At 67.9% G+C, this 24,748-nt stretch carries 19 protein-coding genes and 1 pseudogene; 5 read left to right on the top strand and 15 right to left on the bottom strand.

What is annotated here, in order from left to right; translation table 11 throughout:
• Positions 1 to 130 precede the first annotated feature (130 nt).
• A complete protein-coding gene (locus AC5JDC_RS21615) occupies positions 131 to 763 on the bottom strand; it encodes a class I SAM-dependent DNA methyltransferase (protein WP_495844479.1) in 633 nt (210 codons plus the stop codon).
• A 96-nt stretch (positions 764 to 859) separates the two neighbouring features.
• On the opposite strand from AC5JDC_RS21615, the gene AC5JDC_RS21610 reads away from it, so the two are divergent.
• The 3 genes from AC5JDC_RS21610 (at position 860) to AC5JDC_RS21600 (ending at position 3,938) form a co-directional block, all read left to right on the top strand.
• Positions 860 to 1,762 (top strand): choline kinase family protein, encoded by a 903-nt coding sequence (locus AC5JDC_RS21610; protein ID WP_495844477.1) that lies wholly within the window; start codon positions 860 to 862, stop codon positions 1,760 to 1,762.
• Positions 1,763 to 1,867: 105 nt separating this feature from the next.
• Positions 1,868 to 2,854, top strand: a complete 987-nt coding sequence (gene galE / locus AC5JDC_RS21605) for a UDP-glucose 4-epimerase GalE (RefSeq protein WP_495844475.1) — start codon at positions 1,868 to 1,870, stop codon at positions 2,852 to 2,854.
• A 73-nt stretch (positions 2,855 to 2,927) separates the two neighbouring features.
• A complete protein-coding gene (locus AC5JDC_RS21600; RefSeq protein WP_495844473.1) occupies positions 2,928 to 3,938 on the top strand; it encodes an NAD-dependent epimerase in 1,011 nt (336 codons plus the stop codon).
• Positions 3,939 to 3,987: 49 nt separating this feature from the next.
• On the opposite strand, the gene AC5JDC_RS21595 is transcribed toward AC5JDC_RS21600, so the two are convergent.
• Complete coding sequence (locus AC5JDC_RS21595) at positions 3,988 to 5,160, bottom strand: pyridoxal phosphate-dependent aminotransferase (protein WP_495844471.1); 1,173 nt, start codon at positions 5,158 to 5,160, stop codon at positions 3,988 to 3,990.
• 85 nt (positions 5,161 to 5,245) lie between these two features.
• Entirely contained in the window at positions 5,246 to 5,665 is a 420-nt protein-coding gene (mscL, locus tag AC5JDC_RS21590) for a large conductance mechanosensitive channel protein MscL (RefSeq protein ID WP_106775502.1), read from the bottom strand.
• A 170-nt stretch (positions 5,666 to 5,835) separates the two neighbouring features.
• On the opposite strand from mscL, the gene AC5JDC_RS21585 reads away from it, so the two are divergent.
• The gene (locus AC5JDC_RS21585; protein ID WP_495844468.1) at positions 5,836 to 9,330 is read left to right on the top strand and encodes a PAS domain-containing hybrid sensor histidine kinase/response regulator; all 3,495 of its coding nucleotides are present in this window, start codon (positions 5,836 to 5,838) and stop codon (positions 9,328 to 9,330) included.
• Between the two features lie 9 nt (positions 9,331 to 9,339).
• Here the strand turns inward: AC5JDC_RS21585 and AC5JDC_RS21580 are convergent, their stop codons facing one another.
• The 11 genes from AC5JDC_RS21580 to AC5JDC_RS21530 form a co-directional block, all read right to left on the bottom strand.
• Positions 9,340 to 9,999: a response regulator gene (locus tag AC5JDC_RS21580; protein ID WP_495844466.1), complete on the bottom strand. Its 660-nt coding sequence runs from the start codon at positions 9,997 to 9,999 to the stop codon at positions 9,340 to 9,342.
• Between the two features lie 138 nt (positions 10,000 to 10,137).
• Positions 10,138 to 11,685, bottom strand: coding sequence for a CYTH and CHAD domain-containing protein (locus AC5JDC_RS21575; RefSeq protein ID WP_495844464.1), 1,548 nt, complete (start codon positions 11,683 to 11,685; stop codon positions 10,138 to 10,140).
• A 398-nt stretch (positions 11,686 to 12,083) separates the two neighbouring features.
• Positions 12,084 to 13,526: an FAD-binding oxidoreductase gene (locus AC5JDC_RS21570; protein WP_495844463.1), complete on the bottom strand. Its 1,443-nt coding sequence runs from the start codon at positions 13,524 to 13,526 to the stop codon at positions 12,084 to 12,086.
• Between the two features lie 38 nt (positions 13,527 to 13,564).
• A complete protein-coding gene (locus tag AC5JDC_RS21565) occupies positions 13,565 to 14,566 on the bottom strand; it encodes an ABC transporter permease (RefSeq protein ID WP_495844461.1) in 1,002 nt (333 codons plus the stop codon).
• Between the two features lie 25 nt (positions 14,567 to 14,591).
• A complete protein-coding gene (locus AC5JDC_RS21560; RefSeq protein ID WP_495844458.1) occupies positions 14,592 to 16,118 on the bottom strand; it encodes a sugar ABC transporter ATP-binding protein in 1,527 nt (508 codons plus the stop codon).
• Between the two features lie 112 nt (positions 16,119 to 16,230).
• Positions 16,231 to 17,325: a substrate-binding domain-containing protein gene (locus tag AC5JDC_RS21555; RefSeq protein WP_495844456.1), complete on the bottom strand. Its 1,095-nt coding sequence runs from the start codon at positions 17,323 to 17,325 to the stop codon at positions 16,231 to 16,233.
• Between the two features lie 261 nt (positions 17,326 to 17,586).
• A complete protein-coding gene (rpiA, locus tag AC5JDC_RS21550; protein WP_495844454.1) occupies positions 17,587 to 18,297 on the bottom strand; it encodes a ribose 5-phosphate isomerase A in 711 nt (236 codons plus the stop codon).
• 40 nt (positions 18,298 to 18,337) lie between these two features.
• Positions 18,338 to 19,177, bottom strand: a complete 840-nt coding sequence (locus AC5JDC_RS21545; RefSeq protein WP_106775510.1) for a MurR/RpiR family transcriptional regulator — start codon at positions 19,175 to 19,177, stop codon at positions 18,338 to 18,340.
• Positions 19,178 to 19,179: 2 nt separating this feature from the next.
• Positions 19,180 to 19,869: an HAD-IA family hydrolase gene (locus tag AC5JDC_RS21540; RefSeq protein ID WP_495844452.1), complete on the bottom strand. Its 690-nt coding sequence runs from the start codon at positions 19,867 to 19,869 to the stop codon at positions 19,180 to 19,182.
• 22 nt (positions 19,870 to 19,891) lie between these two features.
• A complete protein-coding gene (xylB, locus tag AC5JDC_RS21535) occupies positions 19,892 to 21,412 on the bottom strand; it encodes a xylulokinase (RefSeq protein WP_495844451.1) in 1,521 nt (506 codons plus the stop codon).
• Between the two features lie 3 nt (positions 21,413 to 21,415).
• Positions 21,416 to 22,879, bottom strand: coding sequence for an aldehyde dehydrogenase family protein (locus tag AC5JDC_RS21530; protein ID WP_495844449.1), 1,464 nt, complete (start codon positions 22,877 to 22,879; stop codon positions 21,416 to 21,418).
• 359 nt (positions 22,880 to 23,238) lie between these two features.
• Here AC5JDC_RS21530 and AC5JDC_RS21525 point away from each other — a divergent pair, with 359 nt between their 5' ends.
• Entirely contained in the window at positions 23,239 to 24,000 is a 762-nt protein-coding gene (locus AC5JDC_RS21525) for an SDR family NAD(P)-dependent oxidoreductase (protein WP_495844447.1), read from the top strand.
• Positions 24,001 to 24,319: 319 nt separating this feature from the next.
• Here the strand turns inward: AC5JDC_RS21525 and AC5JDC_RS21520 are convergent.
• Positions 24,320 to 24,748 (bottom strand): annotated as a pseudogene (locus AC5JDC_RS21520) (gfo/Idh/MocA family oxidoreductase); the annotation flags it as partial.

The raw sequence follows: 24,748 nt of genomic DNA, 5'->3' as shown, positions 1-24,748 counted from the left end.
GCGGCCGGGTGGGGTCGCTGCTGAAGCGCTCGACGCCCTCTCGAACGTTGTGCGTTCAGGATGTGGCGGCCGGCCGCAACGACCCCACCCGCCTCGCTGCGCTCGGCACCCTCCCCTCAAGGGGGAGGGATCATCCGCGCCGCAACGCCAACCCTCTGCTCGGCACCGTGCCGGCCTCTCCGGGCATGGAGACATAGGGCTCCGTCTCCTCGACCCGCGACACCAGGCGCGCCGCCTCCATCTCGGCGATGCGGGTGGCAAAGCCGCCTTCCCACAGCGTGTTCTTCACCGTCAGCACCAGCACGCCGCCCGGCTTCAGGATGCGGATCAGCTCGTCCAGGCCTTCGGCGCCGACATGGCCGGAGGTGAAGACGCCGGCCGAGACGATTCCGGCGTAGGTCGCATCGGCGAAGGGCAGCGGCCCGCCCAGCGCCAGGCGATGCAGCGCCGCATAGGCGCCCTTGCGCGCGGCCACGGCCAGCATGCCTTCGGAAATGTCGAGCGCCTCGACATCGCCGTAGCCCATGATGCCCAGCCACTCGCCGATCAGCCCGGTGCCGGCGCCGGCGTCGAGGATCGGGGTGGAGCCGCGCGGCAGATGGCGCGCCAGCAGCGCCAGGCAGATGGTCGGATGACGGTAGCCCGCCGCTGCCATTTCACCGTCATAGGTTTCCGCCCAGTCGTCATAGAGCGCCGCCACCTCGTCCGGCCGCGTCGCGCCGTAGACCGCGCCGAGCGCCCCGCTGTGTTTTCCGTCGGCCATTCGTGCTCCTCCCGCCATTGGCGCGAACCCATGATAGCCAAGCGACGAAAACTGTGGAACCGTCGCGGCGGGAACGAAGCAGCAAAAGGAGGGCTCATGAGAGATGACGGGGATGCGCATGCAGCGCTGAGGGCGATCCCGGCGCTGGCCGGCTACGAAGGCCCGCTGCAGCGCCTAGGTGGGCTCACCAACCGTGTCTACCGCGCCGGCGACCTCTGCCTGCGCATGCCGGGCCAGGGCACGGAGGAATATATCGACCGCGCCAACGAGGCGGTCGCCGCCCGCGAGGCGGCAAAGGCCGGCGTCAGTCCCGATGTCGTCCACGTCGATGCCGGCAGCGGCGTGATGGTGACGCGCTTCCTCGACGGAGCGCATACGATGTCCCCGGAAAGCTTCAAGGCGCGCAAGGGCGCACCGGCTCGGGCGGCAGCGGCCTTCCGCAGGCTCCACACAAGCGGCGCGGTGTTCCCGTTCCGCTTCGAGTTGTTCGCAATGATCGACGACTACCTCAAAATCCTGTCGACCAGGGACGTGGCGCTGCCCGACGGCTATCACGACGTGGTGCGCGAGGCCGAAGCGGTGCGCGCCGCGCTGGCGGCAAACCCGCTGCCGCTCGCGGCCTGTCACTGCGATCCGCTGTGCGAGAATTTCCTCGATACGGGCGAGCGCATGTGGATCGTCGACTGGGAATATTCGGGAATGAACGACCCGATGTGGGATCTTGGCGACTTGTCGGTGGAAGCCGGCTTCGACGGCGAGCAGGAGGAGGAGATGCTGCACGCCTATTTCGGCGGCGCCCCCTCCCCTTCGGAACGCGGCCGCGTCGTCATCTACAAGGCCATGTGCGATCTTCTGTGGACGCTGTGGGGCCTGATCCAGCTCGCCAACAACAACCCGGCGGACGATTTCCGCGCCTACGCCGACGGCCGCTTCGCCCGCTGCAGGGCGCTGATGGCGACGGACGCGTTCCCCCGGCATGTGGCGGCGGTGCGGGGATGATGCCATACCGAGAGGTGCGGACGGAGAGGCCGACGACCCGACTTGCATGCCGTAAGCAAACATCAATGGGCCTCGGTTAAGCTGCTCACACAACGGGAGGAAGCAATGACCGTCCTCGTCACCGGCGGCGCCGGCTATATCGGCAGCCACATGGTCTGGAAGCTCCTCGATGCCGGCGAGGATGTGGTGGTGCTCGACCGGCTGTCGACCGGCTTCGACTGGGCGGTGCCGGCCGAGGCCGAGCTGGTCGTCGGCGACATCGCCGACCAGGACCTCGTGGAGGCGACGATCCGCCGCCGCAGGATCGACGCGATCATCCACTTCGCCGGCTCGGTCGTGGTCCCGGACTCGGTGTCCGATCCGCTCGGCTACTATCTCAACAACACGGTCAGGTCGCGCGCCCTGATCGAGAGCGCCGTGCGCGCCGGCGTGCCGCATTTCATCTTCTCGTCGACCGCCGCCGTCTATGGGGGCGCCCACGGCGAGCCGGTCGCCGAGACCGCCCCCACCCTGCCGGAATCGCCCTACGGCACCTCCAAGCTGATGACGGAGACGATGCTGCGCGACGCCGCCGCCGCGCATCCGCTCGCCTACACCGCGCTGCGCTACTTCAACGTCTCCGGCGCCGATCCGAAAGGCCGCACCGGCCAGTCGACGCGCGGCGCCACCCATCTGATCAAGGTCGCCTGCGAGACCGCGACGGGCAAGCGGCCGTTCATTGAGGTGTTCGGCACCGACTATCCGACCGCCGACGGCACCGGCGTGCGCGACTACATCCATGTCTGGGACCTTGCCGAGGCGCATCTGCTGGCGTTGCGGCGCCTGCGCGCCGGCGGAACCAGCCTGGTTGCCAATTGCGGCTACGGCAACGGATACTCGGTCCTGCAGGTGATCGAGGCGGTGAAGCGCGTCGTCGGCCACGACTTCGACGTGCGGATCAGCGGCCGCCGCCCCGGCGATCCCGTCTCCATCGTCGCCAATGCCGACCGTGCCCGCGCCGAGCTCGGCTGGCGGCCGCGGCTCGACGACATCGACACCATTGTCGGCCATGCGCTGGCCTGGGAGGAGGCGCTCAAACGCCGCAATAGCTAACTCCATTGTTTTCGGCTATTGGCGTGCCGCAACGTCGGCCGCGCCCCTGGCGCCCGATCCAAAGGAGACCATCGTGAAGATCCTGGTGACGGGGGCTGCCGGCTTTATCGGCGCTGCGACCGCCGCCGCGCTGCTGGCGCGCGGCGACGACGTCATCGGCCTTGACGATCTGAGCGATTATTACGACGTGGCGCTGAAGCGGGCCCGCCTGGCCCGGCTGGAGAAGCGTCAGACGTTCCGCTTCGTCAAGGCGGACCTCGCCGACCGGCCGGCGATGGAGGCTCTGTTTTCGGAAGCCGCGCCCGACCGGGTGATCCATCTCGGCGCGCAGCCCGGCGTCCGCTACGGCATCGACCACCCGCATGCCTATGCCGATTCCAATCTCGTCGGCTTCCTCAACGTGCTGGAAGGCTGCCGCCACGCCGGCGTCGAGCATCTCGTCTTCGCCTCTTCGAGCTCGGTCTACGGCGCCAATGCCCGCCTGCCCTACAGCGTGCGGGACAATGTCGATCATCCGCTCAGCCTCTATGCCGCTAGCAAGAAGGCCAACGAGCTGATGGCGCATTCCTATGCCCATCTCTATCGGCTGCCGGTCACCGGACTGCGCTTCTTCACCGTCTACGGCCCGTGGGGCCGGCCGGACATGGCGCCATTCCTGTTCACCCGCAACATCCTCGCCGGCGAGCCCATCGACGTCTACAATTTCGGCAACCACGCCCGCGACTTCACCTATGTCGACGACATCGTCGAGGGCGTCGTGCGCACGCTGGACACGGTCGCCACCGCCGATCCCGACTGGGATGCCGCAAATCCCGATCCGGCGACGTCGACGGCGCCCTACCGGCTCTACAACATCGGCAACAACCAGCCGGTCGAGCTGCTCGACTTCATTCGCTGCATCGAGCAGGCGACCGGCCGCAAGGCGGTCATGAACATGCTGCCGATGCAGCCGGGAGACGTGGCCGCGACCTTCGCCGACGTCGACGCGCTGGCCGCCGCCACCGGCTTCCGGCCGCGGACGCCGCTCGAGGTGGGCATCCGCCGTTTCGTCGACTGGTACAAGGATTTTTACGGGGTTCGGTAAGGCGCCTGTGAGGGTTCATGTGCGCCCTTCGAGGCTCGCCCCAGACAGCCTACCTGCGCCGGATCCACTCCGCGATCCTGCCGGCCGCCTCCTCCACCTGGTCGACACGACGGTGGAAGCAGAGGCGCAGAAATCCCTGGCCGTCGGCGCCGAAGGCGGTCCCCGGCGCCAGTCCCACCCCCGCCTCGTCGATCAGGTCGAAGGCGGCCCGGGTGGAATCCGTCAGCCCGTCGATCGCGAAGAACAGGTAGAAGGCGCCGGGCGGCACGCTGAAGCGTACCCGCCCTGTCTCGCCGAGCACGCGGCACAGCGTGTCGCGCGCCCGTTCCGCCTGCTTCACCTGCTCGGCCAGGAAACCGTCGCCCTGGTCGAGCGCGGCGATGCCGCCGCGCTGCATGAACTGCGCCACGCCCGAGGTCGAGTACTGGACGAGGTTCTCGAAAATCCGGCCGAGCGACGGATGCGCCTTGATCCAGCCGATGCGCCAGCCGGTCATCGCCCAGTTCTTGGAGAAGGTGTTGACGAAGAGGATGCGGTCGTCCTCGCGCATGATGTCGAGGAAGGAGGCGGCGCGTTTGCCGCCGAAATGGAAGAGCGCGTAGATCTCGTCGGCGATGATCCACAGCCCCTTGCGCCGCGCCAGGTCGAGGATGGCGCTGAGCGTCTCCGGATCGGCGGTCCATCCCGTCGGATTGGACGGCGAATTGACAAAGATCATTTTCGTACGCTCGGTCACGGCGTCTTCGACGCGCCCGACGTCGCAGGACCAGCCGTTTACCGAGAAGTCGAGCGGCACGCCGACCGGCCGCACTCCGGCGATCGCCGCGGCGGCGGCGAAGTTAGGCCAGGCGGGGGTGAGGTAGATCGCCTCGTCGCCGGCGCCGGCGGTCGCGTCGATGCACATCTGGATGGCATGCATGCCGCCGCCGGTGGCGATGAATTCCTTCGCCTCGAAAGGCCTGCCGAAATGGCGGCCGTGATAACGGGCGAGCGCCTCGCGCAGGTCGGGAATGCCGCCCTGCCAGGTGTAGAAGGTCTCGCCGCCCTGCAGCCCGGCGGCCGCCGCCGCGGCGATGAAGTCCGGCGTCGGCAGGTCGCTTTCGCCGGACCATAGCGGGATGAGGCCGGGCCGGCCGCGGCCGTGATCGACCGCCGCCTCGATGCCGCTCACTGGAGAATTGCCCGCCCGGGCGCTCAGCACGTCACGAAGATCGACACTCACCGACAGTCCCCAGAACAATCCCGCGCCAAAACCGTCAGCCCCGGCACGGGCACCGGGGCTGCTGTCCCGCGCTTTAGCAGAGACGCTATTTCCTGGCGAGCAGGTCGCGGATTTCCGTGAGAAGCTGGACGTCGGCGGGCGGCGGCGCGGCCGGCCCCTCGGCCTTCTGCCTTTCCATTTTCTTGCGCATGGTGTTCACCGCCTTGACCATCAGGAAGATGATGAACGCCAGGATCAGGAAGTTGATCACCACGGTGATGAAGTTGCCGTAGGCGAAGACCGGGCCCTGCTTCTTGGCCTCTTCCAGCGACGGGGCGGTCACCGCATCGGAGAGCGGGTAGAAATAGTTGGAGAAGTCCGCGCTACCGGCCATGCCGACGATCGGCATGACGATGTCGCCGACCAGCGAATTGACGATCAGCGTGAACGCCCCACCGATGATGATACCGACGGCGAGGTCTATGACATTGCCCTTGGAGATGAACTCCTGGAATTCCTTCAGCATCAGCACCCTCCATGAATGCAGCCGGCCTGTCCCGATTCTCCGCCGGCAATGCCACCCACAATAGCAAAAACGCCGCGTTGCAAAACCGGCAATGGTGCATGCGCCGAAAGCCGCGATTGCTTTTCCGGAAGGAATGGTGATCCACTGGCGGCTGGGAGGTATCTTTCCGCGTGCAGGGCTGGTTCGTCGTCCTCGTCGCCGTCGCCTATGTGACGCTGCTGTTCGTGATCGCCAGCCTCGGCGACCGCTGGGCCGCGTCGATCGGCGGCAGCCGCCTGCGGCCCTATATCTACGCGCTCAGCCTCGCCATCTACTGCACCTCCTGGACCTTCTTCGGCTCGGTCGGGCTCGCCACCGAGCGCGGGCTCGAATTCCTGGCCATCTACATCGGCCCGGTGCTCGTCTTCGTGTTCGGCTTTCCGCTGCTGAGACGCATCGTCAAGCTGGCCAAGGCGGAAAAGATCACCTCGATCGCGGATTTCCTCGGCGCGCGCTACGGCAAGAGCTTTGCCGTCGCCTCGATCGCCACGCTGATCGCCACGGTCGGCGCCATCCCCTATATCGCGCTGCAGCTCAAGGCGATCTCCGGCTCGGTCAGCCTGATGATCGAGCACTATACCGGCGCGCCGCCCTCCTTCGATCCGTTCCTCAGCGACATCTCGCTCGCCGTGGCGCTGCTGCTGGCGCTGTTCGCCGTGCTGTTCGGCACGCGCCACGCCGACGCCACCGAGCACCAGGACGGGCTGATCCTGGCCGTGGCGGTGGAATCGGTGGTCAAGCTCGCCGCCTTCCTCGCCGTCGGCCTGTTCGTCGCCTTCTTCCTGTTCGACGGCCCGGACGACCTGTTCGGCGCGCTCGCCGAAGATCCGGCCGTCGACGCCGCCATGGGCTACGGCACCTCGCTCGGCACCTGGCTGGTGATGACGGTCATCAGCGGCTTCGCCATCGTCATGCTGCCGCGCCAGTTCTACGTGATGATCGTGGAAAACCGCAGCGAGGCCGAGCTCAGGCGCGCGACCTGGGTCTTTCCGCTCTATCTTGTGGCGATCAACCTGTTCGTGCTGCCGATCGCCTTCGTCGGCCTGGCGGCGGTCGGGGATGCCACCACCAGCGACCTCTACGTGCTGTCGCTGCCGCTGCTCGCCGGACACGACACGCTGGCGCTCGCCGCCTTCGTCGGCGGGCTGTCGGCGGCCACCGCCATGGTCATCGTCGAGACGGTGGCGCTGGCGATCATGATCTCCAACGACCTGATCATCCCGATCTTCGTGCGCCGCCTACACCGCACCGCATCGCGCGAGGGTGGCGACTGGTCGACCCTCATCCTCAATGTCCGCCGGGCGGCGATCTTCATCATCCTGATGATCGCCTTCCTCTATTACCGCGAGAGCACCACCAATGCGCGGCTGGCGTCGATCGGCCTGATGTCCTTCGCCGCGATCGCCCAGTTCGCGCCGGCCTTCATCGGCGGCCTGGTGTGGCGGCGCGCCAATGGGCGGGGTGCGGCGCTCGGCATGTCGGCCGGCATCATCGTGTGGGCCTACACGCTGCTTTTCCCCTCGCTCGCGGCGCCCGACACGGCGCTGCTGGTCGAAGGCCCGTTCGGCATCGAGGCGCTCAGGCCGCAGGCGCTGTTCGGCACCGTCGCCGAGCCGCTGAACCACGGCGTGCTGTGGAGCCTGTCGGTCAACCTGCTGTTCTACGTGCTGGGATCGCTGTCGCGCGCCTCCATCCCGCTGGAGCGCATCCAGGCGGCGATCTTCGTGCCGCGCGAGGTGGGGCCGATGCCCAGCCTGCGCCGCTTCCGCACCGCCATCACCGTCAACGACCTCAAGGACACCATCGCAAAATATCTCGGCGTCGAGCGCACCGAGCGTTCCTTCCAGACCTTCGAGGCGAGCGGCAGCACGAAACTCGACGGCAACGAGCAGGCGAGCATGGCGGTGGTGCGCTTCTCCGAGCAGCTTCTGGCCAGCGCCGTCGGCTCCTCCTCGGCACGGCTCATCCTGTCGCTGCTGTTCCAGCGCCACGACAGCTCCTCGCGCGACGCCTTCCGCCTGCTCGACGACGCCACCGAGGCGCTGCAGCACAACCGCGACCTCCTGCAGATCGCCCTCGACCAGATGGAGCAGGGCATCACCGTCTTCGACCAGGATTTCCGCCTCACCTGCTGGAACCGGCAATACCGCGCCCTGTTCGCCTTGCCCGACGAGATGGGCCGGGTCGGCGTCTCGCTCGACGAGGTGCTGCGCCTGCTCGCCGAGCGCGGCGAGATCGCGCCTGAGGCGACGGTGTCGATCCTCAACCGCTTCACCAGCTTCGGCAGCCCCTGGCAGCTCGAGCTCAAGCGAAGCGGCCGCATCATCGAGCTGCGCTCCAACCCCATGCCGGACGGCGGCGTCGTCGCCACCTATGCCGACATCACCGCCCGCGTCGAGGCGGATCTGGCGCTGAAGCGCGCCAACGAATCGCTGGAGCAGCGCGTGCGCAGCCGCACCGCCGAGCTGACGCGGGTCAACGAGGAGCTGGCGCAGGCGCAGATGCTGGCGGAGGAAGCCAACCTCGGCAAGACGCGCTTCCTCGCCGGCGCCGGCCACGACATCCTGCAGCCGCTCAACGCGGCGCGGCTCTACTGCGCCTCCCTGATCGAGCGCGCCGGCCGGGGACCGCAGAGCGAGGCGGCGCGCAACATCGAATCCTCGCTGGAATCGGTCGAGACCATTCTGGGCGCGGTGCTCGACATATCGCGGCTCGACGCCGGCGCGATGAAGCCGGTCGAGACGGTGTTCCGCCTCGACGGGCTATTGCGCCAGATCGCCACCGATTTTCAGCCGCTGGCGCTCGAGAAGGGGCTGTCGCTCACCATCGTGCCGTCGTCGCTCAGCGTCGAGACCGATCGCAACCTGCTGCGCCGCCTCGTCCAGAACCTGGTGTCCAACGCCATCAAATACACGCGCCACGGCCGCGTGCTGGTCGGCGTGCGGCGGCGCGGCGGGCTTGCCGAGATCCAGGTGTTCGACACCGGCATCGGCATTCCGATCGACAAGCTGAACACGGTCTTCCACGAGTTCACCCGGCTCGACGCCGGCATGCGCGAGGCGCAGGGGCTGGGGCTCGGCCTCTCCATCGTCGACCGCATCGCCCGGGTGCTGAGGCTGGAGATCCAGATCGATTCGGGCCGCGGCAAGGGCACGCGCTTCTCGGTGATCCTGCCGGTATCGGCGGCTGCCGAGCCCGAGCCGATGCCCCAATCGAAGCCCCGTCCGGCTGCCGCCGCCGCGCTCGGCGGGCTTTCCGTGCTGTGCATCGACAACGACGCGCGCATTTTGGAGGGCATGCGCCTGCTGCTCGAAGGCTGGGGCTGCCGTGTCGAGACGGCGACCGGCTTCGGGAAAATTGTCGCCGCCGCGCCGAGCGTCGGTCGGCCCGACCTCATCCTCGCCGACTATCATCTCGACGGCGAGACCGGCCTCGACGTGATCCGCAAGCTGCGCGCTCGCTGGGGCGAGCGCCTGCCCGCCATCCTCGTCACCGCCGACCGCTCCAACGAGGTCCGCGCCGCCGCGGAGGAGATCGAGGTGACGGTGGTCAACAAGCCGGTGAAGCCGGCCGTGCTGCGCACGCTGATGACCCGCGTGCGGCGCGTCGCGCAGGCTGCGGAGTGAGGGGGCTCCCTACCCGCCCGCCGCCGGCGGCTCGCCGCCGATCTTGCCCAGCATGATCACCGCTTGCGTCCGGTTGTCGACGCCGAGCTTCTGCAGCACCGCAGAGACATGCGCCTTGATGGTCGCCTCCGAGACGCCGAGCTCGTAGGCGATCTGCTTGTTGAGCAGGCCGTCGGCCAGCATGCCGAGCACGCGGGTCTGCTGCGGCGTCAGCGATTGCAGCCGCCGGATGATATCGGAGATCTCCGGGTCCTGCTCGGTGCCGAGGTCGACGCCGACCGGCGCGGCGATGTCGCCGGCGAGCACGGTCCTCACCGCGGCGCGGATATCCTCCATGCTGGCGGATTTGGAGATGAAGCCGGAGGCGCCGAGCTCCAGCGAGCGGCGGATCGTCTCGGGATCGTCATGCGCCGAGACCACGACGACCGGCACCGAGGCGTGCAGGCCGCGCAGCGAGATCAGTCCCGAGAGGCCCGACGCGCCGGGCATGGAAAGATCGAGCAGCAGCAGGTCGAGCTCGCCATTGCCGGCCACCAGCGCCTTGGTCGCCTCGAAATTGCCGGCCTCCAGGATCTCCGCCACGCCGTCCAGGCCGGAAAGCGCCTGCTTCAGCGCGCCGCGGAACAGCGGATGGTCGTCCGCGATCACGAACCGGTAGCCAGAAGGCAAATCTTCCTCCCCCGTGCCGCCCGACATTCTTGTGTTCGAAGCGGGATGCGCCGCGATTATGCGGCCGGGTCGCCGTTTTTCAAGCGCAAAGGCCCGAACCGCACAGATGATCGTCCCATGCTCGCAAATCCGAGGCCGCTACTCCCAGAAAGGCCGCGTCTCGTGCAGCTCCCGCCACAAAGCCTTGGCACCCGTCCAGCCGAGCTCGGCGCGCGCCTGGCTGGCGCCGAGCATCCAGCCGACGGCGCGGTGCACGACGATGTCGCCGCCGGCGAGACTCGCGTCGGAGAGCATCGCCTTCACCGTCGCGGCGTCGTTGAGGTCGCCGAACACCAGCTGCAGCCGCTTCAGCCGCTTCAGGAACGGCGCGACGCGCTTCTTCGGATAGAGCGCGGCGAAGAACTCGACGGCGTAGCGCAGCTTCTTCAGCGCCTTGCGCAGCTCGTGCCGCTGCTCGACGTCGAGGCTCTCCAGCCCCTTGGCGCGCCTGCGCACCTTCTTCCAGCACCTCGCCAGCGCCGCGCCGGCGAGGTCGGCGACCGCCGGCGCCGGCCGCCGCGGCTGGTCGGAAGCGCCGGCGGCAAGCCAGCCGCGCGTTTCCGCGAAGCAGGCAAGATCGAGCAGGAAGCGCTGCGCCCGCCCTTCCGCCAGCAACAGGCGCAGCTGCCGGCGCTGCCCGCCCGCCCGTTCGGAAAGGGCCTGCGCCAGCACCATCAGGCCGGGCTCGCCCGGATGCCGCTCCGCCTCGCGGCGCACGATGCCGTCGGCGGCGACGTCGAGGTCGCGCAGCAGCCCGACCTCCTGTCCGAGCCAGCGGGCCTCGCCGGCCAGCCGCTCCATCTCCGCGCCCCCGAGCACGGGCGCGTGGACGGAAAACACGCTGCGCAGCCGGCGCAGGCCGACCCGCAGCTGGTGCGGCCCTTCGGGATCGTTCAGCGCCCGCACCACCAGCATGTTGGTGGCGATCTGGTCGAAACACTCGCGCAGGATGTCCTGCGCCGCCTGCTCGGCCGTCAGCCCGCGCCGGGGGTTCGTCGGCAGCGCGTTGCGCGGCTCGAGCGGCGGATCGATCGCCCCCGTCTCCGCCAGAAGATAGCCGCGCGCCGCCTTGGAGAAGCGCGAAAAATGCAGTCCTCCTTCCGGAAACAGCATGCCGGCGACACCGAACAGGCCGGCGGGACTGCCTTCGAGCAGCTCGATCTCGGCTTCGCGCAATTCGGCGGAGCGCCCAGCGGCGCGGATGTCGCCGACATCCACCGCGAGTTCGGCCAGCGTGCCGTCGGCGAGCGCCACCCGCCCGGCGCGCCGCTCGATCAGCGTCTCGCAGACGGGGTGCAGCGCGGCGCCGTCGACACGGCGCGAGACTTCGGCGCGCACAGCCTCGACCGGAATCGCCTCGATGCACAGCTTTCCGCCCGGCGCCGGGCTTTCCACCTCCTCGGCCTGCGACAGCCCGCCATGCAGGCCGGCCCTGATCTTGACGGTCTGGATCCAGCGGCGACCGTCGCGGCGCAGCCGCAGCGAGATGCCGGCGGCCTTCAGCGCATGGTCCGGCGTGTCGAAATAGATGCTGCGCAGCGTCCGCCGGACGGGCTTTTGCGTCGCCAGCTTCAGCGCCCGGGCGCGGCCCCAGACCGCGTTCGCCGTCGCCTCGTCGAGGACGAGTTTCAGCTCGGTTTCGCTCATGCCGCCGCTTTGATTGGCCGGCGCAAACCTAGCCGCGCGAGCGCGGGCGGGCAAGAGTGACCGCCAGCACCCCGATCTCCCGCGACGCAATGGTCAAAAAAACCCCATTCGCTCTTGCCCCCTCTCCGTCTCGCCCTTCGGGCTCGCCACCTCTCCCCCGCTTTGCGGCAGGCAATCGCATTTGCGTTTTACCCCCACCCCTAACCCCTCCCCTCAAGGGGGAGGGGGATTCTGAAGCCGTCGGGCGGGGCGAAATCGCTGACGGTTAGCGTCTGGCAGAGCTGCGGCTGAATCCCCTCCCCCTTGAGGGGAGGGGTTAGGGGTGGGGGTAAAATGCGATTGCCCTGCACTTCGCGGGGGAGAGGTGGCGAGTCCGAAGGGCGAGACGGAGAGGGGTCTTACTGGTCCACGTTCGTGACCGGCGGAACCAGACACCCCGGATTCATGATGCCTTGCGGATCGAAGGCGGCCTTGAGCGCCAGGATGGCGGCGCGCTGGTTGGGCGAGAGCCCGTCCAGAAAAACATCGCGGCGGCTGCGGCCGACGCCGTGCTCGGCGCTGAAGGAGCCGCCGAGGTCGCGGGCGACGGCATAAAGGCCCTGCAGCAGGCGCCTGCCCTCCTCCCGGATGCGCTCCGGCGCAAGGTCGAGCGGCGGCATGACGTTGAAATGGATGTTGCCGTCGCCGGCATGGCCGTAGGCGATCGGCAGCCAGCCCGGCCAGTCCGCCGCGACGTAGGCGCGCGCCTGGTCGATCAGCCGCGGCACGTCGCTCAGTCGCACCGACAGGTCGGTGCGGACATGCATGCCGCGCCTGGCCTGGCCCTCGACGAGATCCTCGCGGATCGCCCAGAAGGACTGCGCCTGGGCGCGGCTCTGGGCGATGGCGCCGTCGCCGAGCAGGCCGGCCTCGAAGGCTTCGGCCAGCAGCGTCTCGAGCAGCGCGCGGCCGTCGATCGCCGCGCTGCAGGCGAGCTCCATGACGATGTGGACGGGCCACTCCGCCTCCAGCGGCACGCGCGTCGCCGGATTGCTCAGCACGGCGAGCGGAATGCATTCGGCGCCGATCACCTCGAAGGCGGTCAGCAGGTCGGAGCAGACGCGCCGCGCCAGCCCGAACAGCGCCATCGCCTCGGCGAAGGAGCGGGCGCCGAGATAGGCGGTTTCGACATTGGCCGGCCGCGGGAACAGCTTCACCTCTACGCCGGTGACGATGCCGAGCGTGCCTTCCGAGCCGATCAGCAGTTGCTTCAGGTCGTAGCCGCGATTGTCTTTCCTAAGCCCGGTCATGCCCTGCCACAGGCTGCCGTCAGGCAGCACAGCCTCCAGCCCGAGCACAAGGTCGCGCGTCATGCCGTAACGCAGCACGTTGATCCCGCCGGCATTGGTGGCGACGTTGCCGCCGATCTGGCACGAGCCCTGCGCCCCCAGCGCCAGCGGAAACAGCATGTTTTCGGCCTCGGCCGCATCCTTGAGCGTCTGCAGCACCACGCCGGCATCCGCCTGCAGGGTGAAGTTGGCGGCGTCGATGCGGCGGATGCGGTTCAGCCGCTCCAGAGAGACGATCACCGCCGGCCGGGCGCCGTCCGAGATCGTGCCGGCCACCAGCCCGGTATTGCCGCCTTGCGGCACGATGGCGATACCCTGCCCGGCGCAGAGCCGGACGACCGCCTGGACCTGCTCGACCGTGGCCGGCCGCAGCACCGCCAGCGCCGCGCCGCCATAGTCGCCGGTCCAGTCGCCGAGATAGCGCGCGGCGTCCGCAGAGCCGCCGTCGATAACGCCGGAAGCATCGAGCACGCCGGCAAAAGCGGCAAGCACGGCCGCCCTCCGCTCGTTCATGCCGGCCGCACAGGCCGACGGCCCGGAAGCGCGAGACATCAGCCGAAATAGCGGACGCGGAAGGCGTCGATGGCGACGGCGATGAAGATCATCAATCCGCCGATGATGCCGACATAGAAGGACGGCACCGAGATGATCGCCAGGCCGACCTGGATGACGGTGAGCAGCAGCACGCCGCCGAGCACGCCGACGACGTTGCCGCGGCCGCCGAACACGCTGACGCCGCCGATGATAGGTGCTGCGATCGCGTAGAGCAGATAGCTCGAGCCCTGGTTGGAGGTGATCGCCATCTGCCAGGAGGCGAGCAGGAAGCCGCCGACGCCAGCCAGGAAGCCGGCGATGGTGAAGGTGATGATCTTGATGCGGTCGACGCGCACGCCGGCGGAGTTGGATGCCACCGGGTTGCCGCCGACCGCATAGATGCTGCGGCCGAGCACGGTGTTGCGCAGCAGCACGGCGACGGCGACCAGCGCGACGATGAAGATGACCGGCATCACCGGCCAGCCGCCGATCGCCGCCTGGCCGATCCACACATAGCCGTCCGGCAGGTTGGTGATGGTGCGGCCTTGGGTCAGCGCCAGCAGCGCGCCCTGCAGGATGATCATCATCGACAGCGTCTGGATCAGCGACACCATCCGGAGTTTCGTGATGCACAGACCGTTGAAGAAGCCGATCAGCGTGGCCACCGCCACGCCCACCAGCATGGCGAGCACCCAGGGCAGGCCGAGGTCGGAATAGGCCATGGCGCCGATCGCCGAGGAGAAGCCGAGATTGGCCGGCAGCGACAGGTCGATCTCCGCCACCAGCAGCGGCAGCGCCACGGCCAGCCCGATCATGCCGAGCACGGTGGCCTGCACCATGATGTTCTGCAGGTTGAAGGTGGTGAAGAAATACTCGTTGAACAGGCCGAAGATCACCACCAGCGCGATCAGCCAGATCCACACGACGTTGTGCAGGACCCAGCCGAGTACCGAGCGCCCACCTTCCTGCGCAGCGGGGGCGGAAGCTGGCTTGGCCGCGGTTGTTGTCGCTTGGCTCATGGTCTTCTTCCCTGACTTCCGGTCCTCACGCACCCGCCTTGTCCCTGGAGGTGTGGCGCAGGCGCTCGCTGGAGATCGCGTCTCCATAAATCTCCTCGCGGATCGCGCCGTCGTCGAAGACGCAGACCCGGTCGACGGCGCGCACGATCTCGTCGGTGTCGGTCGACACGATGATCACCGCTACGCCCGAGCGGCTGAGCTCGTCGATGATGCGCAGCACGTCCTGCTTGACGCCGATGTCGATGCCGCGGGTCGGCTCGTCGAGGATGAGCAGGCGCGGCTCGGTCGCCAGTACGCGGCCGAGGCACACCTTCTGCTGGTTGCCGCCGCTCAGCGTATCGGCGACGGTGGCCGGCCCGGCCGCCTTGATCCCCATCGCCCTGAAATAGCGGCCGGCCAACGCCTGCTCCGCCTCCGGCCGGAGGAAGCCGGAGCGTGCCACCGCCGACAGCGACGACAGCGAGATGTTCTCGCCGATGGTCATGCCGGCCACCAGACCGTCGCGGCGGCGGTCGTCGGACAGGAAGGCGATGCCCATGTCGAAGGCGTCACGCGGCGTGGCGGGCAGCGCGCGGGCCGGCTCGCCGGCGAAGGCGATGGTGCCGGAACGGATCGGCGCCAGGCCGAAGATGGCGCGCGCCAGCTCCTTGGCGCCGGCGCCGGGAAGGCCGGTGAAGCCGACGATCTCGCCGGCATGGAGATCGAGCCGCGGCACCGCGATCCGATCGCTGGCGATATCGCGCAACTGCACAGCCGGCGCGCCGTCGGTGAAGGTCCGGCGCTGGCGCTGGAACAGCACCAGGCCGCGCCCCAACACAAGCTCGGACAGCTGCTCGGAGGTCAGGCTGGCGACGTCCTCTGTGCCGCCGGCGAGCGCGCCGTCGCGCAGCACCGAGCAGGCGTCGCAGATCTCCAGGATCTCGTCGTTGTAATGCGAGATGAAGATGAAGGTGACGCCTTGCGCCTTGAGCTGGCGCATGAAGTCGAAGAGCTGGAGGCGGTCGGCGACCGTCAGCGCCGCCGTCGGCTCGTCGAGGATGATGACCTTGCCGCCGCTGAACATGGCGCGCAGGATGTTGAGCTTGCGCCGCGCCACCGCGTCCAGCCTGCCGGCCATCGCCTGCGGGTCGATGCCGGTACCTGTCAGCATGCGCGCCGCGTCGGCCTTGAGCTTGCGCCAGTTGACGAAGCCGCGGCGGCTCGGCCAGATGCCCAGCATCAGGTTCTCGGCCGCCGTCACGTGATCGATGATCATCGGCTCCTGGGTGACCAGGAACACGCCGGCCTTCTCCATCGCCTTGACGTCGACGTTCTCGACCGGGCGGCCGTCTAGATAGATGGTGCCTGCGGACGGAATGCGCTGGCCCGAGATCAGCCCGACCAGCGTCGACTTGCCGGCGCCGTTCTCGCCGAGCAGCCCGTGGATCGTGCCGCGGCGGATGCCGAGCGACACATCGCGCAGCGCCAGCGTCGGGCCGTAGCGCTTGCTGAGGTTCTCGACCCTCAGGATGAACGGGTCTTCGCCGGTCTGTCTGACGGAAGCGGCTGTCAATACAAACTCCGGATCGGTTGGACTGGCATCACGCGGTGCATTCGCTCACGCGGCAAGTGCCACGCCGGCGCAAACCGGCGTGGCACGGGGAGGACGCGGCTAGCGCGGTCGATCAGGTGTAGGGGATGCCCCATTCCTTCTCCGAGATGGCGCCCCAGTGGCGCTTGTCGGCGGAATTGCTGCCGTCGATGACGAAGGGCGGGATGATCAGCGTCGGGCCGGTGGCGCCGGCGACGATGTCGCCCTTCTCCCAGAAATACTTCTTGTTCTCGTAGGCGCCGATCGGCACGGCCTCGCCCTTGATCGAGTGTTTTGTCAGCATCTCGACCGCGATCTCGCCATAGGCGATCGGGTCCTGCGAGACGCAGGAATCCATGAAGCCATCCTGGATCCATTTCAGCGCGACCGGCTCGCCGTCGATGTTGACGAAGATCACGTGGCCTTCCTCGCCGACCTTCTTCCAGCGACCCTTCTGCTGGAGAGCGGTGACGATGCCGCGCGACGGCGAGTCCGACGGCGCATGCACGGCGTCGAGGTCGGGGAACTCGGAAAGGGTGGAGAGGGTAACGGCCAGCATCTGGTCGAGCGCTCCCTCGGTCGGGCGAGCCAGATACTTGATATCAGGATATTTGGCGAACTCCTCGTCCATGCCTTCCTTGCGCAGGCGCCAGGCGACGCTCTGGAGCGCGCCGAAGCAGTTCAGCACCGTGCCTTTCGGGCTGCCGTGCTTCTCGACGAGGCGCTTGATGATCTCCTGCGCCGCCATGACGCCGCCGAGCTTGTTGTCGAAGCTGACGGTGATGGCCACGTCGCCGCCGTCCGACGGCGTGTCGATGATGGCGACCGGGATGCTCTTCTGGTTGTAGCGGCGGATGGCGCTGACGATCGCCTGGCTGTCGATCGGATCGGAGACGATCGCCGACGGCTGGCTCAGCATCAGGCTCTGCCACTGCTCGAGCTGGCGGGTGTTGTCGAAGCTGGCGTTGGTCGCCTGGAAGCGCATCTTGTTGGCTTCCACCGCGCGCTTCACCGCCTCCTCCTGGATGACGAAGAAGTAGTAGTCGAGGCTCTTGTTGCTGAAGGGGATGAAGCCCCCCTCCTGCGCCCAGGCGCCCTTGCCCAGCAGCGCGCCGGCGCCCAGCGTCGCGCCGATTGCCCCGCCGGCCTTCAGCAGGCCGCGACGCGAAATTCCATTCACTCGATCCATCAGTACCCTCCCTGGATGCATGATCTAGCTTTACTAGCTCTTCCGATTGGACGCAAGAGGCTCCGGCACGAGCGTGACGGAATCGTGAAACGACTTGCCGGAAGTGCCAATACTTCTACAATCAACAAGCTTTTACAGCAGCTTACGGCGACACGCCACAGAGCCTGCCGGGGGCCAAAAGGCATCCGTCGCTCGACGCGTCCGTGCCGAGCATTCAACAAAAAGTAGGTTTCACTACGCTCGCATCGCGACGTGGGTGCTTCACGCGCCACGCAATGCGACGTAAGTGCTGCCGTCGAAGCGGCCGACCACCATGCCTCGCGACTCGCGCGTGAACAGGCCGTTCTCGACCACACCCGGAATGCGGTTCAATTCGATCTCCAGCCTGGCCGGTGACGGGATGACGCCGCAGCGGCAGTCGAGGATGAAGTTGCCGCTGTCGGTGACCACCGGCTGGCCGTCGCGCATGCGCCGCTCGATCACGGCATTCCTGATGCGATGGTCGGCCAGCGCCTCGGCCACCATGCGCTCCGTCTGCTTCCAGGCGAACTGCACGACCTCCACCGGCAGCGGGAAGCCACCGAGCCGATCGACGATCTTGCTCTCGTCGCAGACCGTGATCATGCGCTTGGAGGCGTGCGCGATGATCTTCTCCCACAGCAGGCAGGCGCCGCCGCCCTTGATCATGTTGAAGTCGCGGTCGATCTCGTCGGGCCCGTCCACCGTCAGGTCGATCACGCCGATCTCGTTGGGATCGGTGAGCACGATGCCGACCTCGCGGGCGACGTCGTTGGTGGAGCGCGACGTGGTCGTGCAGGTGAGCTTCAGGCCGTTGGCGACATGCTTGCCGAGTTCGCGCACGAAAAAATGCGAGGTGGTGCCCGAGCCGAGGCCGAGCTTCATGCCGTCCCTGACGAATTCCTCGATGACCCTGCGGCCTGCCGCCTTCTTGGCTTCGTCCTGTGCGCTCATGAATGCTCTTTCCTTCGGCTTGGCCGCCCGGCGGCGACGTCTAGATCTTCTCGGTCTGCCAGGAATCGAGGGCGGGCAGCTGGTCGGGGAACTCGCTGCCGCTCGTCATGGCGATCGCCGTCACCAGCATGTTGACGACGAGATGGTGGTTGAGCCGCGACGCCAGCGGCGTCATCAGTTCGGTGCGGTCGTAGGGCAGCACGGCGATCAGCCCGTCGGAGACGTTGGCGAGCGGACTGTCGGCCGCCGTCACCGACAGCACCCGCGCGCCGCCGGCGCGCGAGGCGATCGCCACGTCGACCATCTGCTTGGTGTGGCCCGACTGCGAGAAGATCAGCGTCACCTCGTTGGGCCGCGCCGTCTCGGCATGCAGCCACTGCTTCTTGCGGCCGATCAGGGCGGCGCAGCGCATGCCGAGGCGCTGGAACTTGTGCTCCGCGTCGATCGCCGTGATCTCGGAGATGCCGCTGGCGTAGATGCCGACCCAGGAGGCCGAATGCAGCAGCTTCGCGCCTGCCTCCACCTGCTGCGGCACGAGATCCTCGAGCAGGCGCTGGATGGCGTTCAGCGAGTTGCGCGCCGTCTTGCGCACGACGTTCTGGATCGAATCGCCCGGCACGATCTGCTCGTAGGCGAAGGGGGCGGACGGCACGAGGCTCTGCGCCAGGTGCAGCTTGAAATCCTGGTAGCCCTGGAAGCCGAAGCGCCGGCAGAAGCGCATGATGGTGGGGTCGCTGACGTCGCATTCCTGCGAGAGCCGCGCCATGCTCATATGGATGACCTCGCCCGGATTGGCGCTGACGAAGCGCGCCACCCGAAGCTCGGCCGAGCCCATCTCGGCGCTCTCCTGCACGATCCTCTGCAGAAGACTCGTGGCCATCTCTATCCCCCTTGCCCGACACGAACGGGTTCGGAGTTGGCGCCGAGATCGCGCAGCCGGTCAAGCCGCCATTCCGGCGCTACCGCCACCTCGCCGCCGCCACCCCAGGCGACAGCGTAGAAGGGCACGTCAGCCGCCTGGGCGGTGGCCTGATCGACCTTGGTGTCGCCGACATAGGCCCACGACAGGCCGTCCAGCCCCATGCGCCCGGAAACCGCAAGCAGGTGCGCCGGGTCCGGCTTGCAGGCGGGCGCCGCGTCGGCGCCGACCACCACCTCGAACAGCGGCGCGATGCCGAGGATGTCCAACACTTTCAGCGAAAGATCCTGCGGCTTGTTGGTGCAGATGCCCATGCGGATGCCGGCCCGGTGCAAAAATTCCAGGTCCTCCCGCACATGCGGGTAGAACAGCGTGCGCTCCGCCGGCGAGCGCGCATAGTTGGCGAGATATTCGCGCACCGCCTCGTCGACGGTGGTATCGTCGCTGGGCAGGCCGAGCTCCACGAACAGGTCGAGCAGCAGCCGGCGCGGGCCGAAGCCGATGAATTTTTCCACGAAGGCGACGCTCTGGACCGGCCAGCCGCGTCTCTCCAGCACCTGGTTGACCGACGCCGCTATGTCCGGCGCGCTGTCGATCAGCGTGCCGTCGAGATCGAAGACGAGCGCCTCGTAGCGCTGCATCCGAAGAGTCATCAGGCGAGGCCTCCGCTTGCTTTTACCGGTCCAACCGGGCTGCGCCGATGGCGGCGAAGCTCGGAGAAAGAGCATCGTAGAGGCCGCGATAGACCTCGAAGGCGGACCGCATGGCGTCGCCGGCGGCCGCGTCGGGAACCTCGCGCGTTACCGGATGGCAGGCCTTCGCCGCCTCGTCAGCGCTCGGCCAGACTCCCACGCCGACGCCGGCCACAAGTGCGGCGCCGAACGCGCCGCCCTCGGCTGCGCCCTCGGTCGTCACCACCTCGCAGCCGAACAGGTCGGCCTGCATCTGCCGCCACAGCGCCGAGCGCGCGCCGCCGCCGGATGCCTTGATCACCGTGCGGCCGATGTCGACCTTCTCCATCAGCGCAAAAATGTCGTAGAGCGCGAAGACGACGCCCTCCATGACGCTGCGCGCCATTTCCGGCGCGCCCTGGCGGGTGGTGAGGCCGACGAAGCCGCCCTGCGCCGCCGGGTCTGGATGCGGGCAGCGCTCGCCGTTGAGATAGGGCAGGAAGAGCAGCCCCCGCGAGCCTACCGGCGCCTGCGCGGCAAGTGCGGCGATCCGCTCGGCCGTCGGCGCGGCTCCGTCGGCGAAGCCCGCCAGCAGGGCGCGCAGCCACTCCACCGCCCCGCCGGCATTGAGCGACACGCCCATGCAGTGCCACTTGTCCGGCGCGACGTTGCAGAAGACCTGCAGCCGCCCGTCCGGATTGGACACCGGCTCGTCGAGCGCGGCTGCGACGATCCCGGCCGTGCCGATCGTGGTCTGCAACTCGCCCGGCGCGATCACGCCCGAGCCGATCGTCTGGATGACGCTGTCCCCGCCGCCGCCGACCACCGGGATGCCGGCCTTCAGGCCGAAAAGCTCCGATCCCGAGCGGCTCACCCGGCCGCTCACCACATGCGATTCATGGCAGGGCGGCAGGACGGCCGGATCGATCTCCAAGAGGTCGAGCAGGCCCGTTGCCCAGGCCCGGCGGCGCGGGTCGAACAGCCCCGTCCCGGATGCGTCGGAGACCTCGGTCGCCAGCTCGCCGGTCAACACGAAGCGCAGATAGTCTTTTGGATTGAGCACATGGCGCAGCCGGCCGAACAGTTCCGGCTCGTGGTTGCGCATCCACAGGATCTTGCCGCCGGTATAGCCGACGAGCATGCGGTTGTTGGTGTGCCGGAGCAGTCCTTCGATGCCGCCGGCGCGCGCCGTGATGTCGGCACATTCGGCGCCGTTGCGCTGGTCGTTCCAGAGAATCGCCGGCCGCAGCACCTGGTGCGCCTCGTCGAGCGGCGTCAGGCCGTGCATCTGGCCGGAGAGGCCGATTGCCCCGACCTCGACGTCGGGCCGCAGCGCCAGCACGCCGGCGACCGCGGCGCGCGCGCCGTCGATCCACAGCCGCGGATCTTGCTCGGTCCAGCCCGGGTGAGGCTGCGACAGGCCGTAGGTTTCCGTCCGGCTGGCCAGCACGGCGCCGGTCGCGTCGATCAGCAGCGCCTTGCAGCCGGACGTGCCGATGTCGATGCCGAGAAGGCTTTGGGTCAAAACCTACCTCCCCTTCGGCTCGTCGTAGCGGATGCGGACATGCTTGAAGTTGAGGTATTCGAGCATGCCCTCGCGGCCGTGCTCGTAGCCGACGCCGCTCTGCTTGCGGCCGCCATAGGGCGCGTTCATGATGCCGGCGTCGACGTTGTTGACGGCGACATTGCCGTAGTCCAGCCGCGCCGACAGATAGCGGATCTCGTCCATGTCCTTGGCGTAGACGTAGGATGCGAGGCCGTAGGGCGTGTCGTTGGCAAGCTCGATCGCCTCGTCGAGGCCGTCGAAGGCCATGACGCCGACCAGCGGCCCGAACGTCTCCTCGGTCATCACCTTCATGGCGTGGCTGCAATCCGAAACCACGGTGGGGCGGAAAAAATGCCCGCGTGCAAAAGCCTCGCCCCGCGGCGCGCCGCCACCGGCGACCAGCTTCGCGCCCTTGGCCAGCGCGTCGGCCAGATGTTCTTTTGTCTTGGCGAGCGGCTCGGCCGAGGCCATTGCGCCGACATCGGCGTCCGGCTTGTCGATGCCGTTGGCGATGACCAGTTTGTCCGCCGCCTCGCCCAGGCGCTTCACGAACTCGGCCGCAATGGAGCGCGCCACATAGATGCGGTTTATGGCGATGCAGATCTGGCCCATGTTGCGGAAGGAGCGCCGCACCGCTCCCTTCACCGCCGCGTCGAGGTCGGCCGAGGCCGTCACGATCAGCGGGCAGTTGCCGCCGAGCTCCAGCGACAGCCGCTTGATGGTCGGGCACGACTGCTGGATGCGCAGGCCGACGGTGCTCGATCCGGTGAAGGCGATCTTGTCGACCCCGGGATGCTCGACCAGCGCCTGCCCTACCTTCGCGCCCGGTCCGGTCACCACGTTGACGACGCCTGCCGGAATTTTCGCCATCTCGGCCATCCTTGCAATGGCGAGCGCGGTGAACGGCGTCAGCTCGGCCGGCTTGATGACGATGGTGCAGCCGGCGGCGAGCGCGCCGCACAGCTTCCAGCCGATCAGTTCCGCCGGGTAATTCCAGGGCGTGATCGCTCCGACTACCCCGATCGGCTCGCGCACGACAAGACTGTCGATGTCGGTCGTCGTGTTCGGCACGATCTCGCCATGAATGCGCACCGCCTCCTCGGCGTAGAAATGGCAGGCTTCGGCCAGCTTCAGGATCTCGCCCCTGGCCTCGTTGAGCGGCTTGCCCTGCTCCTGCGTCATGGTGCGCGCCATCGCGTCGGCTTCGGTTGTGATGGCATCGCCCAGCCGCCGCAGCGCTTTCGCACGCTCGGCCGGCGCAACGCGCGACCAGATCCTGAACGCCTTGCGCGCCGCCGCGACGGCCGCGTCGATCTCGGCCGGCGTCGCCGCCGCGATGTGGCCCAGCACCTCGCCGGTGGCGGGATTCTCGACCGGAATCCGCTCCCCCCCGCCTCGGCGCCAATCGCCGTCTATGAAGAGTTTTTCGGCAAGGTCCTGTATCAAGGCCGGCATTCCTCCGCACTGCACGCGCGCCGCTCCACGAGCGACAAACCCTCATAATATAGATTTACTACTTCAGGCAAGCACCCGTTCCACGACCATGGAGGACCGCCTGTCCGGCAGCCGTTTCGGATCAAGGTATTATTCGCAAACGATTTTATTGCGAATTGGGGACGGTGAGCACGCCGCTTGAGGCCTTCCTATGCCATCGGAATGCTGCTTTTTGCACGATGCCTTGATCAACAAAGTGGCCAAATGCTAGTGCTACTAACATCACGAGCCCGGCTGCTTCCGGCAACGACGTCTCGCATGGTATCTCGGCGCGGGCGTAGGGCTTACCCGCGCATCAAGGGAGGAATCGAATGTCATACATGTCGCAGTTCGAGTTGACCGGCCGCCTCGCGCTGGTCACGGGCGCGGGCCAGGGGATCGGCGAAGCCTGCGCGACGGCGCTCGCCGAGGCGGGCGCGCGCGTCATCGTCACCGACCTCGATCCGGCGCGGGCCGAAGCCGCCGCACAGCGGATCGCGGCCCGCGGGCTGCAGGCCGAGTCGCGTCCGCTCGACGTCACCCGCACGGACCAGCTCGATGCCCTCGCCGGCGAGCTGCCGCCGCTCGACGTGCTGGTGTGCAATGCCGGCATCGCCTCCAACACGCCGGCCGAAGAGGTCTCAGACGCGGAATGGGACCGCGTCATCGGCATCAACCTGACGGGCGTGTTCAAGACCTGCCGCGCCTTCGGCCGAAAAATGCTCGGCGCCGGCAAGGGCTCGATCGTCAATATCGGCTCGATGTCGGCCGACATCGTCAACACGCCGCAGCCGCAGTGCCACTACAATGCCTCCAAGGCCGGCGTCCACCATCTGACGCGGTCGCTGGCGGTGGAATGGGCGCTGCGCGGCGTGCGCGTCAACGCCGTGGCGCCGACCTATATCGAGACGCCGCTGCTCGCCAACCTGGAGGACCAGAGGGGCATGGTCGACCGCTGGATCGACCTCACCCCGATGAAGCGCATGGGCCAACCGAGGGAGATCGCCTCGGTGGTGCTGTTCCTCGCCTCCGACGCCTCCAGCCTGATGACCGGCAGCATCGTGACGGCCGACGCCGGCTACACCTCGATCTGATCAACCCGCTCGACCCTCCATCGAGAGGGGAAGGACGGCAGGCTCGGCATTACTCCCGCCCCCTAGATGGCAGGGCGGTCGCATACGAGTTCACCCCCACCCCTAACCCCTCCCACAAGGGGGAGGGGAATCGGCTGGCACCTCGACCGCGCGCCACTCGTTGACGGTTGCGCGCCGCCATCGCGGCCGCAAAGTCCCCCTCCCCCTTGTGGGGAGGGGTTAGGGGTGGGGGTAGCGCCACGGCGACTTGCCCTCACGGGAAGGTGCCGAGCGCAGCGCGCGGCCGACGAACGGCGTGCCGGACCAAGCCCCCCAGATCTCAGGCCAGATCGATCGCCCTCTTCTCGGCGATGCTCCGTTCCGCCGCCAGCACGATGCGCAGCGAGTTGACCGCCGCGTCCATCGATTCCGACAGGTCGATATCCTCGCGGATCGCCTTCAGGAAAAACGCCTGCTCGCGATCGCACAGCTCCTGGTGGCCGGGCTCGTCGGACATGGAAAAAATCTCGTCCGGCTTCGACCAGTTCTTGTCCTCGTCGACGGCCGCGTGGTGGATTTTGATGGCGTCGGTCTTGGTATGCTTGTCGATGTCCGCGGAATCGGACAGCTTTTCCGCCTCCTTCGCCCCGCCGCCCTGGTTGGCGACGATCGATACGGCCCCCTTCGGCCCGACCACGTCCTTCACGAAATAGGCGACCTCGCTCATCATCGGGCCCCAGCCGGCCTCGTACCAGCCGACCGAGCCGTC

It is taken from the genome of Kumtagia sp., assembly GCF_059502445.1.
The sequence above is the reverse complement of the archived record's forward strand: the minus strand, read 5'-3'. Positions and strand labels throughout refer to the sequence as shown.

Coding starts and splice junctions, on each gene's coding strand:
- AC5JDC_RS21565 (WP_495844461.1), bottom strand. CDS start 14,566: ATGAGCCAAGCGACAACAACCGCGGCCAAGCCAGCTTCCGCCCCCGCT.
- AC5JDC_RS21615 (WP_495844479.1), bottom strand. CDS start 763: ATGGCCGACGGAAAACACAGCGGGGCGCTCGGCGCGGTCTACGGCGCG.
- AC5JDC_RS21555 (WP_495844456.1), bottom strand. CDS start 17,325: ATGGATCGAGTGAATGGAATTTCGCGTCGCGGCCTGCTGAAGGCCGGC.
- AC5JDC_RS21610 (WP_495844477.1), top strand. CDS start 860: ATGAGAGATGACGGGGATGCGCATGCAGCGCTGAGGGCGATCCCGGCG.
- mscL (WP_106775502.1), bottom strand. CDS start 5,665: ATGCTGAAGGAATTCCAGGAGTTCATCTCCAAGGGCAATGTCATAGAC.
- AC5JDC_RS21575 (WP_495844464.1), bottom strand. CDS start 11,685: ATGAGCGAAACCGAGCTGAAACTCGTCCTCGACGAGGCGACGGCGAAC.
- rpiA (WP_495844454.1), bottom strand. CDS start 18,297: ATGAGCGCACAGGACGAAGCCAAGAAGGCGGCAGGCCGCAGGGTCATC.
- AC5JDC_RS21540 (WP_495844452.1), bottom strand. CDS start 19,869: ATGACTCTTCGGATGCAGCGCTACGAGGCGCTCGTCTTCGATCTCGAC.
- AC5JDC_RS21570 (WP_495844463.1), bottom strand. CDS start 13,526: ATGAACGAGCGGAGGGCGGCCGTGCTTGCCGCTTTTGCCGGCGTGCTC.
- AC5JDC_RS21545 (WP_106775510.1), bottom strand. CDS start 19,177: ATGGCCACGAGTCTTCTGCAGAGGATCGTGCAGGAGAGCGCCGAGATG.
- galE (WP_495844475.1), top strand. CDS start 1,868: ATGACCGTCCTCGTCACCGGCGGCGCCGGCTATATCGGCAGCCACATG.
- AC5JDC_RS21525 (WP_495844447.1), top strand. CDS start 23,239: ATGTCATACATGTCGCAGTTCGAGTTGACCGGCCGCCTCGCGCTGGTC.